The following is a 15,016-nucleotide window of genomic DNA, read 5'->3' as shown; positions in this document are numbered from 1 at the left end:
CGCGGACAGTTCTCCTTCCTAACCTGAGTAGTAACCGTACGTCCTAATTAAACTTCACATCATCGATATAAACCGTGCCGCTACCGCTAGCGGCAATGGGCTGTAAGACGATCAGAACGTTCGCCCGAACCGCATTGGACGGAACAGTATAGTTGCTCAGGTAAATCTGGTCATACGAGTTGCCGACGGTAGTGGACACCATAGAGTTCACCCCAACCACTTGGCCCTGGACGTCGAAAAAATTAATTTGGAGACGGACCAGGGCGTTGGTCAGACTCTCGACATAGACGTTGGCGCTGGTGGAGTAGAGGGCGCCGGGCGTCACCTTGATCGACTGGCATACGTACACGACGTATCCGTTCGGTATGCCTGAGCCTGCTAGCTTCTGGGCCCTTCTGCCGCTCAGGACGGGAGAAGAGACAAGGTCGAATATACTGGCGGCTCTCTGCCAGCCCGCCGCCAACTTCGGATCGGTACCGGCGACCTCAAAGCTTCCGTTTGCCACCTTGTTGGGCGCAGAGGTGTACTTCAGGTTGACCATGTCTGCGAATATGGTTCCGGTCCCTCCCGTTCCCGTCGAGCGGAGCAGGATGTAGACGATTGCATACGCCGTATTGGGCGGAGTAGTGCCACTCAACGACAGGGCTAGATTCGGTACGAGCAATGTATTCTCCGTGACGTTGTTGCCGATATACTGATGCTGGCTGTTTAAAAAATCGATAAACAGCTGAACCTTGGTATTCGTAAGGGCAACTGTGTCGAATACCGCGCTCAAATTGTAAGCTGCATTTCCCGACATTTTAACATTCTGATAGATGCCCGAAATTGCGCCGCTCGGAATATTCGAATCGAACACTTTGTGCGAGCGCAACCCTTCGCTGACGGATTCGTTCACCACCTGAATGTAAGGCGTGCTGCCACTAGACAACTTGATCCAGCCGTCCGCTGTGCCGCCAAGACCCGAGTAGCCTTCGAAGCCCGGATTCGTCAGCAGGTTGGGCTCGGAATCGTAGCGGAAGTTCATCTGATCGACATACAGAGTGGCCGAACCGTAATTGGCATTGGCGAGTACCATAATGTAAACATCCGCGTACGTCGCGTTGGCGGGAACCGTGCCTGTAGTCGTCATCGTTATATATTTGCTTCCTGTCGTACCGGAGTACGCATCGCCGCTATTGCCGATCCAATTGTTCTGGCTGTCCATAAAGTCCATATACAAATAAACGGTCGCGTTGGACAGCGCTTCGATATTAAGGCTGGCATTAGCGATAAACGGCTTGCCGCCGTCGACTCGCACGCGCTGCGACATGCCGACATAATAACCGCTCATTACGTTGCTTGCAGTCAACTTCTGCGCTTTCTGACCGCTTGTTACCGGAGAACTGACCGTCTGAGGGGTAAGATAGATCGGGTTCCAGCCATCTGCAATGCCGGTCGTGCCGGTGTTAAGTTCGAAGCTTCCGTTCACAAGCAGATTGTTGGACTTGGTCCTGCGGAGCAGATTGCCGTTGAGGTCGTACAGATAATCAACCGTGCCCAGCAATGAGACGGTCTGGGAGAGACGCCCGCCATTGTCGTATAAATAATAACTGCCGCCGCTGCTGACAGTGTTGTAGATGGCCGCAGTGGACGGGTCTACAATGATCGGGTACTTCAGCCCCTCGTCATTCAGCTTCAGTTGGATCACTGTTTTTCCTCTGCTCTCGACGATGCTCACCTCGAGGCGATCGTAACGGCGATCCGGGCTGGAGGAATCCTGCACCCAGAACGAAGGAATCTTGAAGACAGGCTGTCCATCAGCATTCAGGAAGTCGACCGATTGATCGGCGTTGATGCGGTATTGCACCCCCTGGGTCTGAATCTCGAATCCGAAAACCTTCGGTGCCTTGGCGTCGCGCAGCAGCAACTCCATCTTCAACTCGTCGTCCTGAACCTGATAGACGAGATCGGTGCTGGCCCACGCTTCCGGATAGCTGATCGTATCCTGCTTGACAACGCCTTTGACCGCCTTCATACCAACGGGCTTGTACGTCACCGCCTGATCGCCGATCGCGAACGAGACAGCTGCCTTCCCCGCTTCATGGTTCAGCCGCACCTTGAACTGGTTGGCCAGCATGCTGTAACTAAAGCCGGCGATGGAGGTGTCCGCTCGCAGCGTCGTGTCGATCGGAAGCCATTCCTTACCGGAAAAGTAATTCACCGAATACCGCGACTGGTCCACCCGCACGGAGCCGTCTGCCCGGACGAACGTACGCGAGTTTCGCGTGCGCTTGCTGACGTCCTCTTTGACCTTGCTTGACTGATTTCCGACTAGCGATCGATCCCGACTAAACTTCATTTCGGCCGCACCCGAAGCTTCCGTCTCCGGAACTGGGACCGCCACCTTCACGCCGCCTTTGCCGGAAGTATCCTTCGACAGATCGCGAGCTATCGCCGGAGAGCCGAAGATCTCCGAAGCTGGGGCAACTGTTCTCGCATCAAAGGAGGCACCCCCTGCGGACTGCGCCGAGCATATCCCCGACATGCTAAAGAGCAGCACCGCCGCCATGATCCATATCAAACCTCTGTTTAAGCTCCTTCTCATCTTGTTCCCACCTTATTTTGGTATAAATATGCTTTTACACGATACCAAACAAATCTTTAAGAGGCAATATAAGGATATAGATCTTGTAATTAATCAAAGAACGATGCCGAACATTGTAATCGGGCAGGCAAAAACAGGCGTATGTAAACACGCAAACGACAGATGCCAAGATATTTGACTCGTAGTATATTGCCGTAAGAATCGAAATTTTCGCAATCAATTTGTTGCAGCAAGGTTTCGAATGCACTCGATTCCCTCACCGCAGTCTGCGTGATGCCGCCTTGCGCATTGCGCGTATATCCCGTATAGCGAGTCTGTGTGCTGCTAATCGGTTCAAGCATGCTTTCCAACTGAACTGTGACCCCATATATGGACAGTAATGAAAAATGGTTACCATAGTCTTAAAGCAGCTAGGAGATGGCTCCTGTATTCATCAGGAGTCATCTTTTTTAAAGGATAGGTCATGTACTCATTAACCCGTAGACGTAGCTCTTTATGAGATTTACAGTCTTTGTAGTTAAGCTCGTCCTTCATATGACCAAAGAACGTCTCCATAGACGCATTGTCCCAGCAGTTTAAACCCAGCTTCGGCGATGACCATCCTACACACAAGAAAGATAGGCCCACTGACCGCTGCCATAGCGTATGTACGTGATGTCTGTAAGGAGGATTTTCTCTGGTTCTCCTTGATCAAACGAATGCTCCAGAAGATTAGGACATGTACGATGTTCTTGCATTGCTTTAGCCATCGCCTTTCGAGCACTTCTAGCTTTTTTAAGAGCTCGTTCTCCGCTTCGAGGAGTTTAATCCGAGCTGCTGCTTGTTTCAGCTTCTCTTCTGCTGATGATTCCGTTTTTGATCGTCTACCCGTACTTCCAATGCCTCTGCGTTCTTCAAGTAAACCTGCCTCTCCGTACTTAGCGTAGGTCTCCCTCAGCGATAGAGGCTCTCTATAGGTGTTCTCTGACCGATAAACTCGATACTAAAGCCTGCTTTCAAGAAAATCTCCATTGGCGGCTCTCCCGCTTGGCATGCTTGCACTGCTGAGAGTCTACACGCTGGAGCATACGAGATGTTCCTTCCCAATACACGGCTTACATTTGGATTGGACTCCAGCAGTTTGATCTCCGTTTCAGTAAATCCTGTTCTGATATTCCTCATGATGTTCATTCCCCGTGTTAACTCGATAGTTTGATTAAAATACAAAGACCCGTAAGAGGTCACTTTTTTCAAGTGTCCATCTTACGGGTCACAGTTCAAGGGATAGTCGCATTGTGGTCGATGAAGGTTAATTAACTCCATTTGATGTTCCTGCTATGATGTCTATTTTGAATTTCTCTTCAGGTATGCCAAGTTCTTTTGTCGTATACAGAATATATTCAGATTCGGTGTCCGTTGGTTCTAGCATGACCCAATGATTTACCTTTTTTACCCCAAGTCCTACAATCTTTCTTGTCTGAATATCGACAGGAATGTAGGTTTCTGTTCCCGAACCTGAATCTTTTAAATACAGTCGTGCATGACCGTTCTTTTGAAATAAACTAATTAATTCGATTCGATATTCATACTTTTTATCTGCCGTAACTTTGACAGAATCACTTTCAATCTTTTCATTTGCCCATCCGTTTGTGCTGACACTTTGAATTAATACGACTGAGAGTAGTATAGATACTAATAGCCCAATAGAGATCGCAGCATATTGTCCTCCGCTCGTTGGCTTCCATCCTTTAATAAGCAGAATAATAAATAATCCAACAAACAAAAGAACAGGTACAGCCGCACCCCAAAATGCGGTAGTTCCGATAATATCCATACTCCGTTGGAAATAAGCTGTTGAACCTAGAAGAAACCAAACAAAGGATGAAGCGCAAAATATTATTACTGCTACAAGTAGAAGCCGTAACCATAGTTGCATATTCGTTCCCCTTTGGATTGTGTATCATTCATCACAAATTTTTATATTGCTGTGCATATTAGGCTGTCATACTCGTAGGTTTCCGCGAACTGATTGGATGTTTTTACCCGGTTCAGTGCGTCGTACCCGAACGTATTCGTCGTCCCATTTTCGATACGTTGATTTATATTGCCGTTCGCATCGTAGTTGTAGTCGAATGATTGAATCACGGTATTGTCAGCTTTCCGGTGCGTGAGCGTATCGAGCTGAAGACCGTCGTACGTGTACGTGCTTGAAACGTCATTTTGCGTTGAATCTGCAACAATAAACCGTTGCCATAATACGTATATTCGGCTTCATAGTCATTGTATGCTGTGCCTACGTCGGCAACCCTTGCTGTGCCTACGTCGGCAACCCTGCTCAGGGCATCATACGCGTAATACACGTTGCCGCCGAACGGATCGATCATTTGGTTTCGACGGCCATTCACATCATAGCTGTACTGAATGGACTTGCTGTCCGGATAAGTGACTTTGGTGAGCAGCCCGTTATACGGGTTATATTGGTTCACCGTCGCCCCGGTCGAATCCGTCATCGTAAGACGCTTGCCTGCCAAGTCATACGTGTACGAAATCGTCTCGTCGGAGGCGATCTTCTTCGTCTGGGAATTCCGGTTGTTGTACTCGAATGCAAATGTCTTGTTGTTCCGATCCTCTGAGAGACCATGTTGTTATTCGTATCGTATGCATAGGTAGCCTTCTTGCTATTGCCGTCCTGCCGTTTGATCAAACGCCCTAGCCCGTCGTACTTCTTCACAATGAAAGTTTGATCTGGGAAGGTCGTGCGAATTTGCTGCCCCAACATGTTATAACTATAATGCGTCGTCTCCTGCTTCGCGTTCGTAACACTTGTAAGCTGGCCCAAGAAGTTGTACCCATAGAAGGTAGACTGCTGCTTCGCGTCCTTCGATTCACGCACATTGCCGGCGTAATCGTAGACATTCTCCGCTAACGTGGTGACGAGTCCCCCGGGCTTATTCTCTTCTTGCTTGACAGTTCTCCCTACAATATCCGAAGTGGTTATCGACTCGTTTCCTACAGCGTCCGTAGAAGTCACTTTTTTCTGAATATCGTTGTAGGCAGTTGTAGAGAATGTGGTGTCTGGATACGTGACCCGATCCGTGCGACTCCAAGCGTCATACTGAAATTGTGTCCGGTTGCCGATCGCATCTTCCTGCCACAGTAGACGTCCGTAGTCGTCATGCCGCCGACCCGACTAGCATTCCGAGCTGTTCGATACGAAGGCTCTCCAATTGTGATTGCAGGCTGCCTAGGCTGCATCCTTGTCAGCCTATTCGATCAGCTTCAATCCGACGACGCAGCCGATCACTCCGGCGATGCAAAGCATTCGCAGCCTGCTTTTCGACTCTTTGAAGAACAGCATCCCCACCACCGCGGCCCCGACCGAACCGATGCCGGTCCAGACGGCGTACGCGGTGGACAACGCGATTTCGTCGAGCGCTTGGAGGAGAAACTGGAAGCTGATCACGAAGCCTCCGATCAACAGCAGGTTGTTCGTCCAATTGTTTTTGACCGCTGTCCTCTTAATGCCGATTACCCCGACAACCTCAAGCATTCCCGCTATTATCAAGTACACCCAAGCCATCAATGCCCCTCCTTTCCGCTCGTCAGCTTAAGGCCGATAATAAACAGCAACAGCAAAAGTACGAGACCGACCTTGCCTAGCCCGATCTCCCCGCCCTCGGCCACTGCCTCGACGACTACCATCCCGACCGTTCCGATCCCGGCGAATACGGCGTAAGTCGTACCGACCGGCAGAACCTTCGTCGCCCGAACGATAAGGTCGAAGCTGACTAATAACGATATGATGACCACAATCATCGGTACCGCATCGTATTTGAATCCCGAAGCCCAGATGATTTCCAAAGCTCCGCCGAGGAGCACGTAAGCCCACGCCCGGTTCCGGCTGGCCGGATTGGCTTTTGCGTTGCTGTTGTCCGTGTGCTGCGTATCGCTCATGACATGCGTTCCCCCTTTTTCCTCTTCTACGTTGATTTCCATATTCGGGTAACAAAAAAACCGACCCAAGGTCCGTTTTCGACCCTCATGCCGGTTCTAGTTTGTATGTGCGAATTCCGACAAAATAGCGCGATACTTCGCCTATTTCTCCACCGGATGACTCGGACCCGCCAGCTCATATTCGTAAAAAGCCAGGTTCAGCCACCGCCCGAATTTGTAGCCTGCGTTCCGGATCGTCCCTGCATGAGAAAAACCGTGCTTTACGTGCATTCGAACGCTTGCGTCATTGGACTCGTCGATCCCGGCGACAAGCGTCTTATAGCCGCGTTCTTCCGCGATTCGAATGAGCTCCTTCAGCAGCGCCGTCCCGATTCCCCGCTGGCGGTAGCCGCCGTGCGCGTAGATCGAGTGCTCGATCGTATACTTGTACGCCGGCCACGCGCGAAAAGGCCCGAACGTCGCAAAGCCCGCCGCTTCCCCGTCCGCCTCGAATACGAGCACCGGATAGCCCGCCTCCCGTTTTTCGCAGAACCATTGCTCTCTTTGACTCAGCGTTTGCGCTTCATAGGTATAGACGGCGGTCGTGTTCAGAATGGCATCGTTGTAGATGTCCAAAATAGCGGGCAAGTCCCGTTCGAGGGCTTCTCTGATCATGTTAGGCTCCGGCGCTCCTTATGAAAACTTGATATCCTTAATGTTCCCGCTCTCGATGAACCCGATATTCCGGTATACCTTGTTCGAATCGGGGTTGCTCTTGTCGGCGTACAGCATCGCGTTTCGGCCTTCGCTGGCGGCGACCGCGCTCAGCTCGGCGACCAGCGCGCTGGCATAGCCGTTCTTCCTGTGATTCCTCGGGGTATACACGCCATTGATCCGCGCATGCCTTCGCGAGCGATGGGCAATGCTGGCCATGGAGACGGGAAGTCCTTGAACCTGCCACAAATACAATCCGCCGGACGCAACGGCCGATTCCGCGTCTTCCACTTGACTCGACGGCTTGACCGTTAATCCGAAAGCGTCGAAAGCGAACTCCGCCAGAAACTCCGCCACCCTCGGAACGTCGTCTCGCCGCGCGCTTCGGAGACTGCCTTTTACGCGCAACGGCTTGACGGCCTCCTCGCACCGATAAGCTTCCAGCATCATGTTCGTCCGATACGAATAACCGCGCGCCGCCGCGTACGCATGAGCAAAAAAATCGGCCGTAGCCGGGCGCGCGCACACTCCGGGAACCGGTCTGTCGCCCAGATACTCGATTAACTCCGCAAGCCGCTCTTGCGCCTCTTCGTCGGACAAGTCTCTCTGCATCCACAGCCAGCCGTTCAGGCCCGGATTCTGCGCATATATCAAGCTTCCGTCGGAGCGCTTGAGACGCAGAGCGTCGTTGGAATCGCATATCCGAAACAAAAGATTATACGGAACCTCCTCATCGGTAAAAGGAGGCTCGTGAAGCAGCGTATCGTCAGCCGGCATCTTCTCGAGCATTCGCAACGTTTCCCCCTCGCACGAGCTTTCCGCCCCTATTTGCCTCTAAGTCTAGGGATGCCGCCTGCCTCTGTCAATCTTCCCGCTCTTCGCGCTGCCAATTGACCGTCGTCTCCAGCAAGACGGATACGACAATGCCGACGATCAGACCGCTTCCGAGGAGAGGCCGGATATAGACGGGCAATACGGAGAATGCTTCCGCAGGCACATTCATGATGCAGATGCCTAGCAGAATCGGAAGCGCCAGCCTGTAGATCGTTTTCGAGTCGAAGGCTTGGCCGCGTATCGTTCGGACGGCCGTGCCGAACATTTGCAAATAGGCGACGAACAGCACCGCGCTGCCGATGCTAAGGGGCATTTCCGACAGGAAATCCCCCAGCGGCGGAACGAGTCCGAAGAGGAAGAATAGGCCACTGCCGATAACCATCGCGGAACGGTTCAAAATTTTCGTACTCTCCAGCAAGCCGAGAGACGAAGCGAACGTTCCGAAAGGGAGAAGTCCGAACGCCGGCGATAGCGCGCTGAACGCTCCGGTCAGCACGAACGAGCGCCGATACTGTGCGTTGGTGGTCTTCCTCTTGTATAGTTTTTCCGCCGACGATAAGGCAGTAACCGTGTTGGACATGTTGACCAGCCCGACGACGAAAGAGGTGATCATAATTCCAATTTCAATCCGGGGCGCTCCCCAAGGAAACCAGGCGAATGCCGCTTCTGCGGAAGGATGGGACGGAGGAGGGGCGTGTCGGGAGCTGTATCCGGGAAACAGCCATTCGAAAACGATCCAGCCGACGATCATGCCGAGCAGCAGTGCAAAGTTGCTGATCCATCCTCTCCCCTTCAAGTAGAGCAAGCCGACGAACAGAGCCGTAGCTGCCGATAATGCGGCAATGGAAGGATTCAGGCGTCCCTCTCCGTCAACGGCGAGCATTCCGGAAAAAAAGTTCATCTCTAGCTGAACGGTCAGAAGAAATAGAAATACGCTTATGACGATCGGATTGAACACCTTGGTCAGCACGCTCACGAAGCCAAGCGCTCCGAGAGCAACCATCAGCAGCGCCGACAGCAAGTAGCCTGCCGCAAGTCCGCCGCCGACCGCCGCCAGCCCGGGTCCTCCGGAGCCTGCGCCCGCCGTTGCCGCCAAGCTCAGCGTCAATCCCCACCAGACGCCTGAGGGACCTTCCATGAGCGCATAGCGATGCCCGATCCAAGCTTGCAGTACGCAAGCCGCTCCGGTCAGGACGAAGGACATTTGCACGGAAGCGGCTATTTGCTCCGGCTGCAGGTGAAAAGCCTGTCCCAGCGTCAATGGAACGACAACCGTGTTGGTCAAAATAAAAAACATCCATTGGATGCCTGCGAACAGGATTTTGGGTGAGAGGTCTGGTTTCACTTAGCTGTCTCGTTCCTTCCATAGCTCGTAAGAGCTGCTAGCGGCAGCCGATCTTGGCGGTACCGGCTTTATATGTCCCGACTGTCGCGTTATTTTCCGTAGGTTGCGCCTGCTTTCTTCTGTCGATTCCCCTTCAGGTCTATCAAAGCCCTTGATTGGATAGCTTCACAACGTCGAGAAGACCGATGCGCTCCTGCGTCTGTTCGTGAAACAACCAAGGGGTTTGAACGTGATCGATGAACAGAATGCCTTCCAGATGATCGATTTCGTGCTGGATGCAGCGGGCGAGGAAGCCTTCCCCTTCAAGCTCGAACGTCTCTCCCGCCCTGTTCAGACTTTCGATTTTAACATAATTGGACCTGAGGACGTGCCCGTAAAAGCCGGGAAAAGACAAACAAGCCTCAGCTCCCGTCTGCTCGCCGGACCGCTCGACGATTCGCGGATTGATGAGCTCGATGAGTCCGTCGCCGCAGTCCATGACGATGACCCGACGCAGGATGCCTACTTGCGGCGCGGCTAGTCCGGCGCGGCCGTCGGTCGCGTACAAGGTCTCGGCCATATCGTCGAGCAACTGAATGATTTTGGGCGTTACGGCATCGACGGGCTTGGCTTTCTTGCGCAGGATCGACTCGCCGAACGGGAGAATAGTTTTAACGGACATGCTGCTGCCCCTTTCGCTTTTCGGTATTCAAGCATTCAATTATACGTTCTTCCTCGTACCATAATACTGCAAGACGCCCGTCTATTTCATTAGGAATTAGCTTCGGGCTCCGCCATGCGGCGTGACGAACCGTGTTGCATAAATGGGTTGTAAAGTCTTCCTTCGCTTTACTTTTGTGAGTAATAGGAATACTTTTGAGGGAGAGCTTTTGTTTGCGGGATTCGAAGAAAGAAGGGTAATCATGCTATCGGAAAATAAAACTCGAGTGCTCATCATGACCGCGGTCGATGCGGAGAGGGACGCCGTCTTGCGCGGTCTTGGCGAGAGGGGCGACAAATTCGATGTTAAAAGTAACACGGGCTTGCCTGAGTCTGGCGACAGAATCGAATTTGAAGTGGAACTGGCGGGCGTCGGACCGGCGCTTGCTGCGGCTCGCACGGCGAGAGCGCTCGCTCGCGGCAGGTATAGCCTTGTTGTTAGCGCGGGGATTGGCGGAGGATTTGTCGAACGCGCCGAGGTCGGAACTTTGGTTATGGCGAGCGAGATTGTTGCCGCCGATCTGGGGGCCGAGACGCCCGACGGTTATTTGAGCGTTGACGAGCTGGGCTTTGGGGCCTCACGTATTGCGGTAGAGTCGGGGCTGGCAAAAGCGTGGGCCGATAAGCTCGTCGAGCAAGGGTGGACGGTTTGCTCGGGCCCGATCTTGACCGTGTCGACGGTGACCGGGAGTGCGGAGACGGCATTCGACAGAGCTGCGCGGGTTGTTGGCGCAGCAGCCGAAGGGATGGAGGGCTACGGCGTCGCGGCAGCCGCGCATGACGTCGGGGTGCCTGCGCTCGAAATTCGTTCTGTCTCGAACCCCGTCGGTCCCCGCGACCGCGCCGCTTGGCGGATCAAAGACGCTCTTACGGCTTTGGAAGCCGCATTTTCCAACTTTCCGGAGGTATTACGATGAATATTGCATTCTCGCCTTGCCCTAACGACACTTTCGTCTTCCATGCTTGGGTGCACGGGCTTATCCCCGGAGCTCCGAAGCTGGATGTTCAATATGCGGACATCGACATTACGAACGGCCTTTCGGCCGGCGGCGAAGGACCCGAGGTGCTGAAAATTTCCTACGCCGCGCTGCCGTGGGTATTGTCCGATTACCGTCTCATTCCATGCGGAGGAGCGCTTGGACGCGGCTGCGGCCCGCTCGTGCTGACGGCTGGCGGAGTCGACTTGTCGGCTAACCCCGCCGCTTTAGCCGGACGTCGCGTCGCGGTACCGAGCGAGCGTTCTACCGCCTATTTGCTGTTCCGGCTATGGGCCGCACAGAACGTTCCCGGCGGCTTGGGCGAAATCGTCGTCCTGCCTTTTCACGAAATCATGCCCGCCGTACGAGACGGCCGTATCGATGCCGGGCTTGTCATTCACGAAGCGCGCTTCACTTACCCGAACTATGGCCTAACGCTGCTGACCGATTTGGGCAGCTGGTGGGAAGCCGACACGGGATTGCCGATTCCGCTTGGCGCCATCGTTGCCCGACGTTCGCTCGATGCCGAGGCTATCGCCGAATGGGCCCGAGCCTCCGTCGAGTATGCATGGGCACACCCGGAAGCATCCCGGGACTATGTCATGAAACACGCGCAAGAGATGGATCCTGAAGTAGCCAAGGCTCATATCAGCCTGTACGTGAACGAGTTCACGGCAAGTTTAGGCGAAGACGGATACGCGGCAGTCACCGCGCTGCTCGGCCGCGCCGCGGCGGAAGGCCTCGTACCGGTGATCGACCCGGCTCTTCTTCGTTGAGGGAAATGGGTTGGCGGCGCGGTACGACGGCTCTCGTAACCGGCTGTGGGTGGGTTACCGGAGTTTGCGCACACTCGATTCATACTCGTAACCGGCTGCGGGTGGGTTACCGGGGTTCGCACACGTTCGATTCGCGCTCGTAACCGGCTCCGAGCGGGTTACCGGGGTCCGCTCACACTCGTTTCGCTCTCGTAACCGGCTGCGGGTGGGTTACCGGCGTTCGCGCACGTTCGATTCATACTCGTAACCGGCTCCGAGCGGGTTACCGGGTGCGCATACGCTCATTTCACACTCGTAACCGGCTCCGAGCGGGTTACCGGGGTCCGCTCACACTCGTTTCGCTCTCGTAACCGGCTGTGGGCGGGTTACCGGGGTTCGCACACGTTCGATTCGCGCTCGTAACCGGCTCCGAGCGGGTTACCGGGTGCGCACACGCTCATTTCACACTCGTAACCGGCTGTGGGTGGGTTACCGGGGTGCGCACACGCTCATTTCACACTCGTAACCGGCTCCGAGCGGGTTACCGGGGTCCGCTCACACTCGTTTCGCTCTCGTAACCGGCTGTGGGCGGGTTACCGGGGTTCGCACACGTTCGATTCGCGCTCGTAACGGCTCCGAGCGGGTTACCGGGGTTCGCGCACGTTCGATTCACACTCGTAACCGGCTCCGAGCGGGTTACCGGGTGCGCATACGCTCATTTCACACTCGTAACCGGCTCCGAGCGGGTTACCGGGGTCCGCTCACACTCGTTTCGCTCTCGTAACCGGCTGTGGGCGGGTTACCGGGGTTCGCACACGCTCATTTCACACTCGTAACCGGCTGTGGGCGGGTTACCGGGGTTCGCACACGTTCGATTCGCGCTCGTAACCGGCTCCGAGCGGGTTACCGGGTGCGCACACGCTCATTTCACACTCGTAACCAGCTGCGGGCAGGTTACCGAGACTCACGCACACTCGATTCCCGCTCGTAACCGACTCCAAGCGGGTTACCGGGGTCCGCTCACACTCGTTTCGCTCTCGTAACCGGCTGTGGGCGGGTTACCGGGGTCCGCTCACGCTCATTCCACACTCGTAACCGACTCCAAGCGGGTTACCGGGGTCCGCTCACACTCGTTTCGCTCTCGTAACCGGCTGTGGGCGGGTTACCGGGGTGCGCACACGCTCATTTCCCGCTCGTAACCGACTCCAAGCGGGTTACCGGGGTCCGCTCACACTCGTTTCGCTCTCGTAACCCGCTCCGAATGGGCTACCGAGACCCGCGCACGCACGAATGGCTTGCACAAGCTCAACAACCTTAACGCCGCGTCAACGTTCCTCTGCAACTCCCCATATCCGAAGAAGGAGGCCTGCCTTGCCTATGAGAATCAAAGAAGTCGCGAATATGCTCAACCTCTCCCCGAGAGCAATCCGCTTCTACGAGGAACAGGGCTTGCTCGCACCTTCCAAGGATAAAACAAACCGCTACCGCACGTTCACCGAGCAGGAGCTCGAACGCTTGCGGACAATCATCTCTCTGCGCGAAGCCGGAATGCCCCTTGAGCACATCAAGCAATGGCTGGACGGCAGCAGCGATGAAACCGAAGCCCGCGACGAGCTGCTGCGATTTCTGGAAATGCGCCGCTCCGCCATAGTCGCCGACTGGATCGAAATGAAGCAAGTCATCGAAACGACCGACCGAATGCTGCTCCTCCTGAAGGATCGGGATAAAGAAATTCCCTACGCTGACTTGTTCCAATTAGCCGACGACTCGAGACAGCTTCGCGAACAGCGCAAAAATTGGCTGGATCGCTGGAATTACGACCTTCTCGCTGACCATCATGACGAACGGGTGCGAGCTTCATCCGGAACATTCGCCGATTACGAGGAGGCGCTGGAGCTTGTTGCCGAATGGCTCTCTCCCATACCCGGAGAGACCGGCCTCGATCTGGGCGTCGGGACGGGTAATCTGGCAAGCAAGCTTCTCGACCGGGGAGCGCGAATGTGCGGCGTCGACCAATCCGCCAAAATGTTAGAGCAGTGCGCAGCGAAGCTTCCTGAGCTCGAGACGAAGCTGGGCAATATGCTCGCCGTTCCTTATACGAACGGACAATTCGATTTTATAGCATCCAGCTTTGCATTCCGGCATCTATCGGCGGAGCAGCAGCCTCTCGCGCTGGAGGAAATGCGCCGGGTACTAAAGCCTCACGGCCGCATCAGCATCGCGGACTTATTCAGCCTTAGCGACGCCGATAGCGACCTCGACGACAGCGATCCGATGAGCGGCTATCCGAAGCTCCCCACCGTCATCCGATGGCTCGAAGCCCATGGGTATATGACCCGGGCTCGCCGGATCAACGACATGCTTCATCTCGTCTGCGCCGTACCAATCCGACCGCAAAATCGCTATTGACCTTCACGTTACGTCAACCGCTAGGCTTAAAGCCGAAGCAGTCGAACTTATACGAGGAGGTTTTTTTCATTATGCCGGACCACGCGAAAATTTACTTGGAGGAAGCGGAAAAATACGCCCGGTTAATCGCGTCGCAGCCGCCGCTCGATGGAGTTATCGAGGAAATCAGGCCGTTCGAGGGGTTGGACATCGTCGACATAGGCGCCGGAACGGGGAGGTTGTCCGCCGTCCTGGCCCCACGCGCCAAATCGCTCGTCGCCCTGGATGCCTCGCAAGCGATGTTGAACGAGACGGCCAGACAATTATCGGAGGCGAAGCTGAGCAATTGGCGGACAGAAGTCGCCGACCATCGAAGATTGCCTCTGGAAGATGGATGCGCGGATCTGGTCGTAGCGGGCTGGAGCGTCTGCTACCTGGCCAGCGCCGACGCTCCCGATTGGGAGGACAACCTGCGCATCGTCATGTCCGAATTGAAAAGAATTGTCCGCAGCAAAGGGACGATCATCCTGTTCGAAACGATGGGAACAGGCGTCGAAACGCCTGCTCCTCCAGACTTTCTTTTGCCGTACTACGCCCAGCTTGCGAACCTTTACGGCTTTGCCCACAGGTGGATACGGACGGATTATCTCTTTGAATCGACCAAGGAAGCCGAGGAGATGACCCGCTTCTTCTTCGGAGACGAGCTTGGCGACCGGGTCGCCCGCGAGGAACTTCTCCGCGTTCCGGAATGCGGCGGAGTCTGGTGGCTGCATGCGGATTGACCCCGGAACGCCCCCATATCTTGGCA

Annotated in this window: 15 protein-coding genes; 4 read left to right on the top strand and 11 right to left on the bottom strand. The window is 54.7% G+C overall.

Going from position 1 to position 15,016, the window contains the following annotated elements; genetic code table 11:
- Nucleotides 1–43: 43 nt before the first annotated feature.
- From D3H35_RS13940 to def, 11 genes are all read right to left on the bottom strand, one after another.
- A complete protein-coding gene (locus D3H35_RS13940; protein ID WP_147355837.1) occupies nt 44–2,584 on the bottom strand; it encodes a hypothetical protein in 2,541 nt (846 codons plus the stop codon).
- A 390-nt stretch (nt 2,585–2,974) separates the two neighbouring features.
- Nucleotides 2,975–3,139 carry an IS3 family transposase gene (locus D3H35_RS32425; RefSeq protein ID WP_267901391.1) on the bottom strand — a complete coding sequence of 55 codons (165 nt, stop codon included), beginning with the start codon at nt 3,137–3,139 and terminating at the stop codon, nt 2,975–2,977.
- Between the two features lie 733 nt (nt 3,140–3,872).
- Nucleotides 3,873–4,499, bottom strand: a complete 627-nt coding sequence (locus D3H35_RS13925) for a hypothetical protein (RefSeq protein ID WP_119149923.1) — start codon at nt 4,497–4,499, stop codon at nt 3,873–3,875.
- Between the two features lie 41 nt (nt 4,500–4,540).
- Nucleotides 4,541–4,708: a hypothetical protein gene (locus tag D3H35_RS30775; protein WP_158594107.1), complete on the bottom strand. Its 168-nt coding sequence runs from the start codon at nt 4,706–4,708 to the stop codon at nt 4,541–4,543.
- Nucleotides 4,705–5,073 carry an RHS repeat domain-containing protein gene (locus D3H35_RS13920; RefSeq protein ID WP_119149922.1) on the bottom strand — a complete coding sequence of 123 codons (369 nt, stop codon included), beginning with the start codon at nt 5,071–5,073 and terminating at the stop codon, nt 4,705–4,707. The genes D3H35_RS30775 and D3H35_RS13920 overlap by 4 nt, the downstream gene beginning before the upstream one ends.
- 755 nt (nt 5,074–5,828) lie before the next feature.
- Entirely contained in the window at nt 5,829–6,143 is a 315-nt protein-coding gene (locus tag D3H35_RS13910; protein WP_119149920.1) for a DMT family transporter, read from the bottom strand.
- The gene (locus D3H35_RS13905; protein ID WP_119151155.1) at nt 6,143–6,517 is read right to left on the bottom strand and encodes a DMT family transporter; all 375 of its coding nucleotides are present in this window, start codon (nt 6,515–6,517) and stop codon (nt 6,143–6,145) included. Before D3H35_RS13905 ends, D3H35_RS13910 begins: the two co-directional genes overlap by 1 nt.
- A 141-nt stretch (nt 6,518–6,658) precedes the next feature.
- The gene (locus D3H35_RS13900; RefSeq protein WP_119147793.1) at nt 6,659–7,171 is read right to left on the bottom strand and encodes a GNAT family N-acetyltransferase; all 513 of its coding nucleotides are present in this window, start codon (nt 7,169–7,171) and stop codon (nt 6,659–6,661) included.
- A gap of 18 nt (nt 7,172–7,189) precedes the next feature.
- Nucleotides 7,190–7,999 (bottom strand): GNAT family N-acetyltransferase, encoded by an 810-nt coding sequence (locus tag D3H35_RS13895; protein WP_119147792.1) that lies wholly within the window; start codon nt 7,997–7,999, stop codon nt 7,190–7,192.
- A 73-nt stretch (nt 8,000–8,072) separates the two neighbouring features.
- On the bottom strand, nt 8,073–9,389 hold the full coding sequence (locus D3H35_RS13890; RefSeq protein ID WP_119147791.1) for a uracil/xanthine transporter: 1,317 nt from the start codon (nt 9,387–9,389) through the stop codon (nt 8,073–8,075).
- A gap of 142 nt (nt 9,390–9,531) precedes the next feature.
- Nucleotides 9,532–10,050 (bottom strand): peptide deformylase, encoded by a 519-nt coding sequence (def, locus tag D3H35_RS13885; protein WP_119147790.1) that lies wholly within the window; start codon nt 10,048–10,050, stop codon nt 9,532–9,534.
- Between the two features lie 241 nt (nt 10,051–10,291).
- Between def and D3H35_RS13880 the strand changes: the two genes are divergently transcribed.
- From D3H35_RS13880 to D3H35_RS13865, 4 genes are all read left to right on the top strand, one after another.
- Nucleotides 10,292–11,005 carry a futalosine hydrolase gene (locus D3H35_RS13880; protein ID WP_119147794.1) on the top strand — a complete coding sequence of 238 codons (714 nt, stop codon included), beginning with the start codon at nt 10,292–10,294 and terminating at the stop codon, nt 11,003–11,005.
- Nucleotides 11,002–11,841: a 1,4-dihydroxy-6-naphthoate synthase gene (locus tag D3H35_RS13875; RefSeq protein WP_119147786.1), complete on the top strand. Its 840-nt coding sequence runs from the start codon at nt 11,002–11,004 to the stop codon at nt 11,839–11,841. Before D3H35_RS13880 ends, D3H35_RS13875 begins: the two co-directional genes overlap by 4 nt.
- Before the next feature lie 1,356 nt (nt 11,842–13,197).
- The gene (locus D3H35_RS13870) at nt 13,198–14,229 is read left to right on the top strand and encodes a MerR family transcriptional regulator (RefSeq protein WP_119147787.1); all 1,032 of its coding nucleotides are present in this window, start codon (nt 13,198–13,200) and stop codon (nt 14,227–14,229) included.
- 71 nt (nt 14,230–14,300) lie between these two features.
- Nucleotides 14,301–14,990, top strand: a complete 690-nt coding sequence (locus D3H35_RS13865; protein WP_119149919.1) for a class I SAM-dependent methyltransferase — start codon at nt 14,301–14,303, stop codon at nt 14,988–14,990.
- The last annotated feature ends 26 nt before the right edge of the window (nt 14,991–15,016 follow it).

Source organism: Cohnella faecalis (genome assembly GCF_003570905.1).
Lineage (GTDB): Bacteria > Bacillota > Bacilli > Paenibacillales > Paenibacillaceae > Cohnella > Cohnella faecalis.
This window is presented reverse-complemented; position numbering and strand designations above follow the sequence as displayed.

Coding starts and splice junctions, on each gene's coding strand:
- D3H35_RS13875 (WP_119147786.1), top strand. CDS start 11,002: ATGAATATTGCATTCTCGCCTTGCCCTAACGACACTTTCGTCTTCCAT.
- D3H35_RS13910 (WP_119149920.1), bottom strand. CDS start 6,143: ATGGCTTGGGTGTACTTGATAATAGCGGGAATGCTTGAGGTTGTCGGG.
- D3H35_RS13940 (WP_147355837.1), bottom strand. CDS start 2,584: ATGAGAAGGAGCTTAAACAGAGGTTTGATATGGATCATGGCGGCGGTG.
- D3H35_RS13905 (WP_119151155.1), bottom strand. CDS start 6,517: ATGAGCGATACGCAGCACACGGACAACAGCAACGCAAAAGCCAATCCG.
- D3H35_RS13880 (WP_119147794.1), top strand. CDS start 10,292: ATGCTATCGGAAAATAAAACTCGAGTGCTCATCATGACCGCGGTCGAT.
- D3H35_RS32425 (WP_267901391.1), bottom strand. CDS start 3,139: ATGGAGACGTTCTTTGGTCATATGAAGGACGAGCTTAACTACAAAGAC.
- def (WP_119147790.1), bottom strand. CDS start 10,050: ATGTCCGTTAAAACTATTCTCCCGTTCGGCGAGTCGATCCTGCGCAAG.
- D3H35_RS13870 (WP_119147787.1), top strand. CDS start 13,198: ATGAGAATCAAAGAAGTCGCGAATATGCTCAACCTCTCCCCGAGAGCA.
- D3H35_RS13925 (WP_119149923.1), bottom strand. CDS start 4,499: ATGCAACTATGGTTACGGCTTCTACTTGTAGCAGTAATAATATTTTGC.
- D3H35_RS13920 (WP_119149922.1), bottom strand. CDS start 5,073: ATGACGGATTCGACCGGGGCGACGGTGAACCAATATAACCCGTATAAC.
- D3H35_RS13895 (WP_119147792.1), bottom strand. CDS start 7,999: ATGCTCGAGAAGATGCCGGCTGACGATACGCTGCTTCACGAGCCTCCT.
- D3H35_RS13900 (WP_119147793.1), bottom strand. CDS start 7,171: ATGATCAGAGAAGCCCTCGAACGGGACTTGCCCGCTATTTTGGACATC.
- D3H35_RS13865 (WP_119149919.1), top strand. CDS start 14,301: ATGCCGGACCACGCGAAAATTTACTTGGAGGAAGCGGAAAAATACGCC.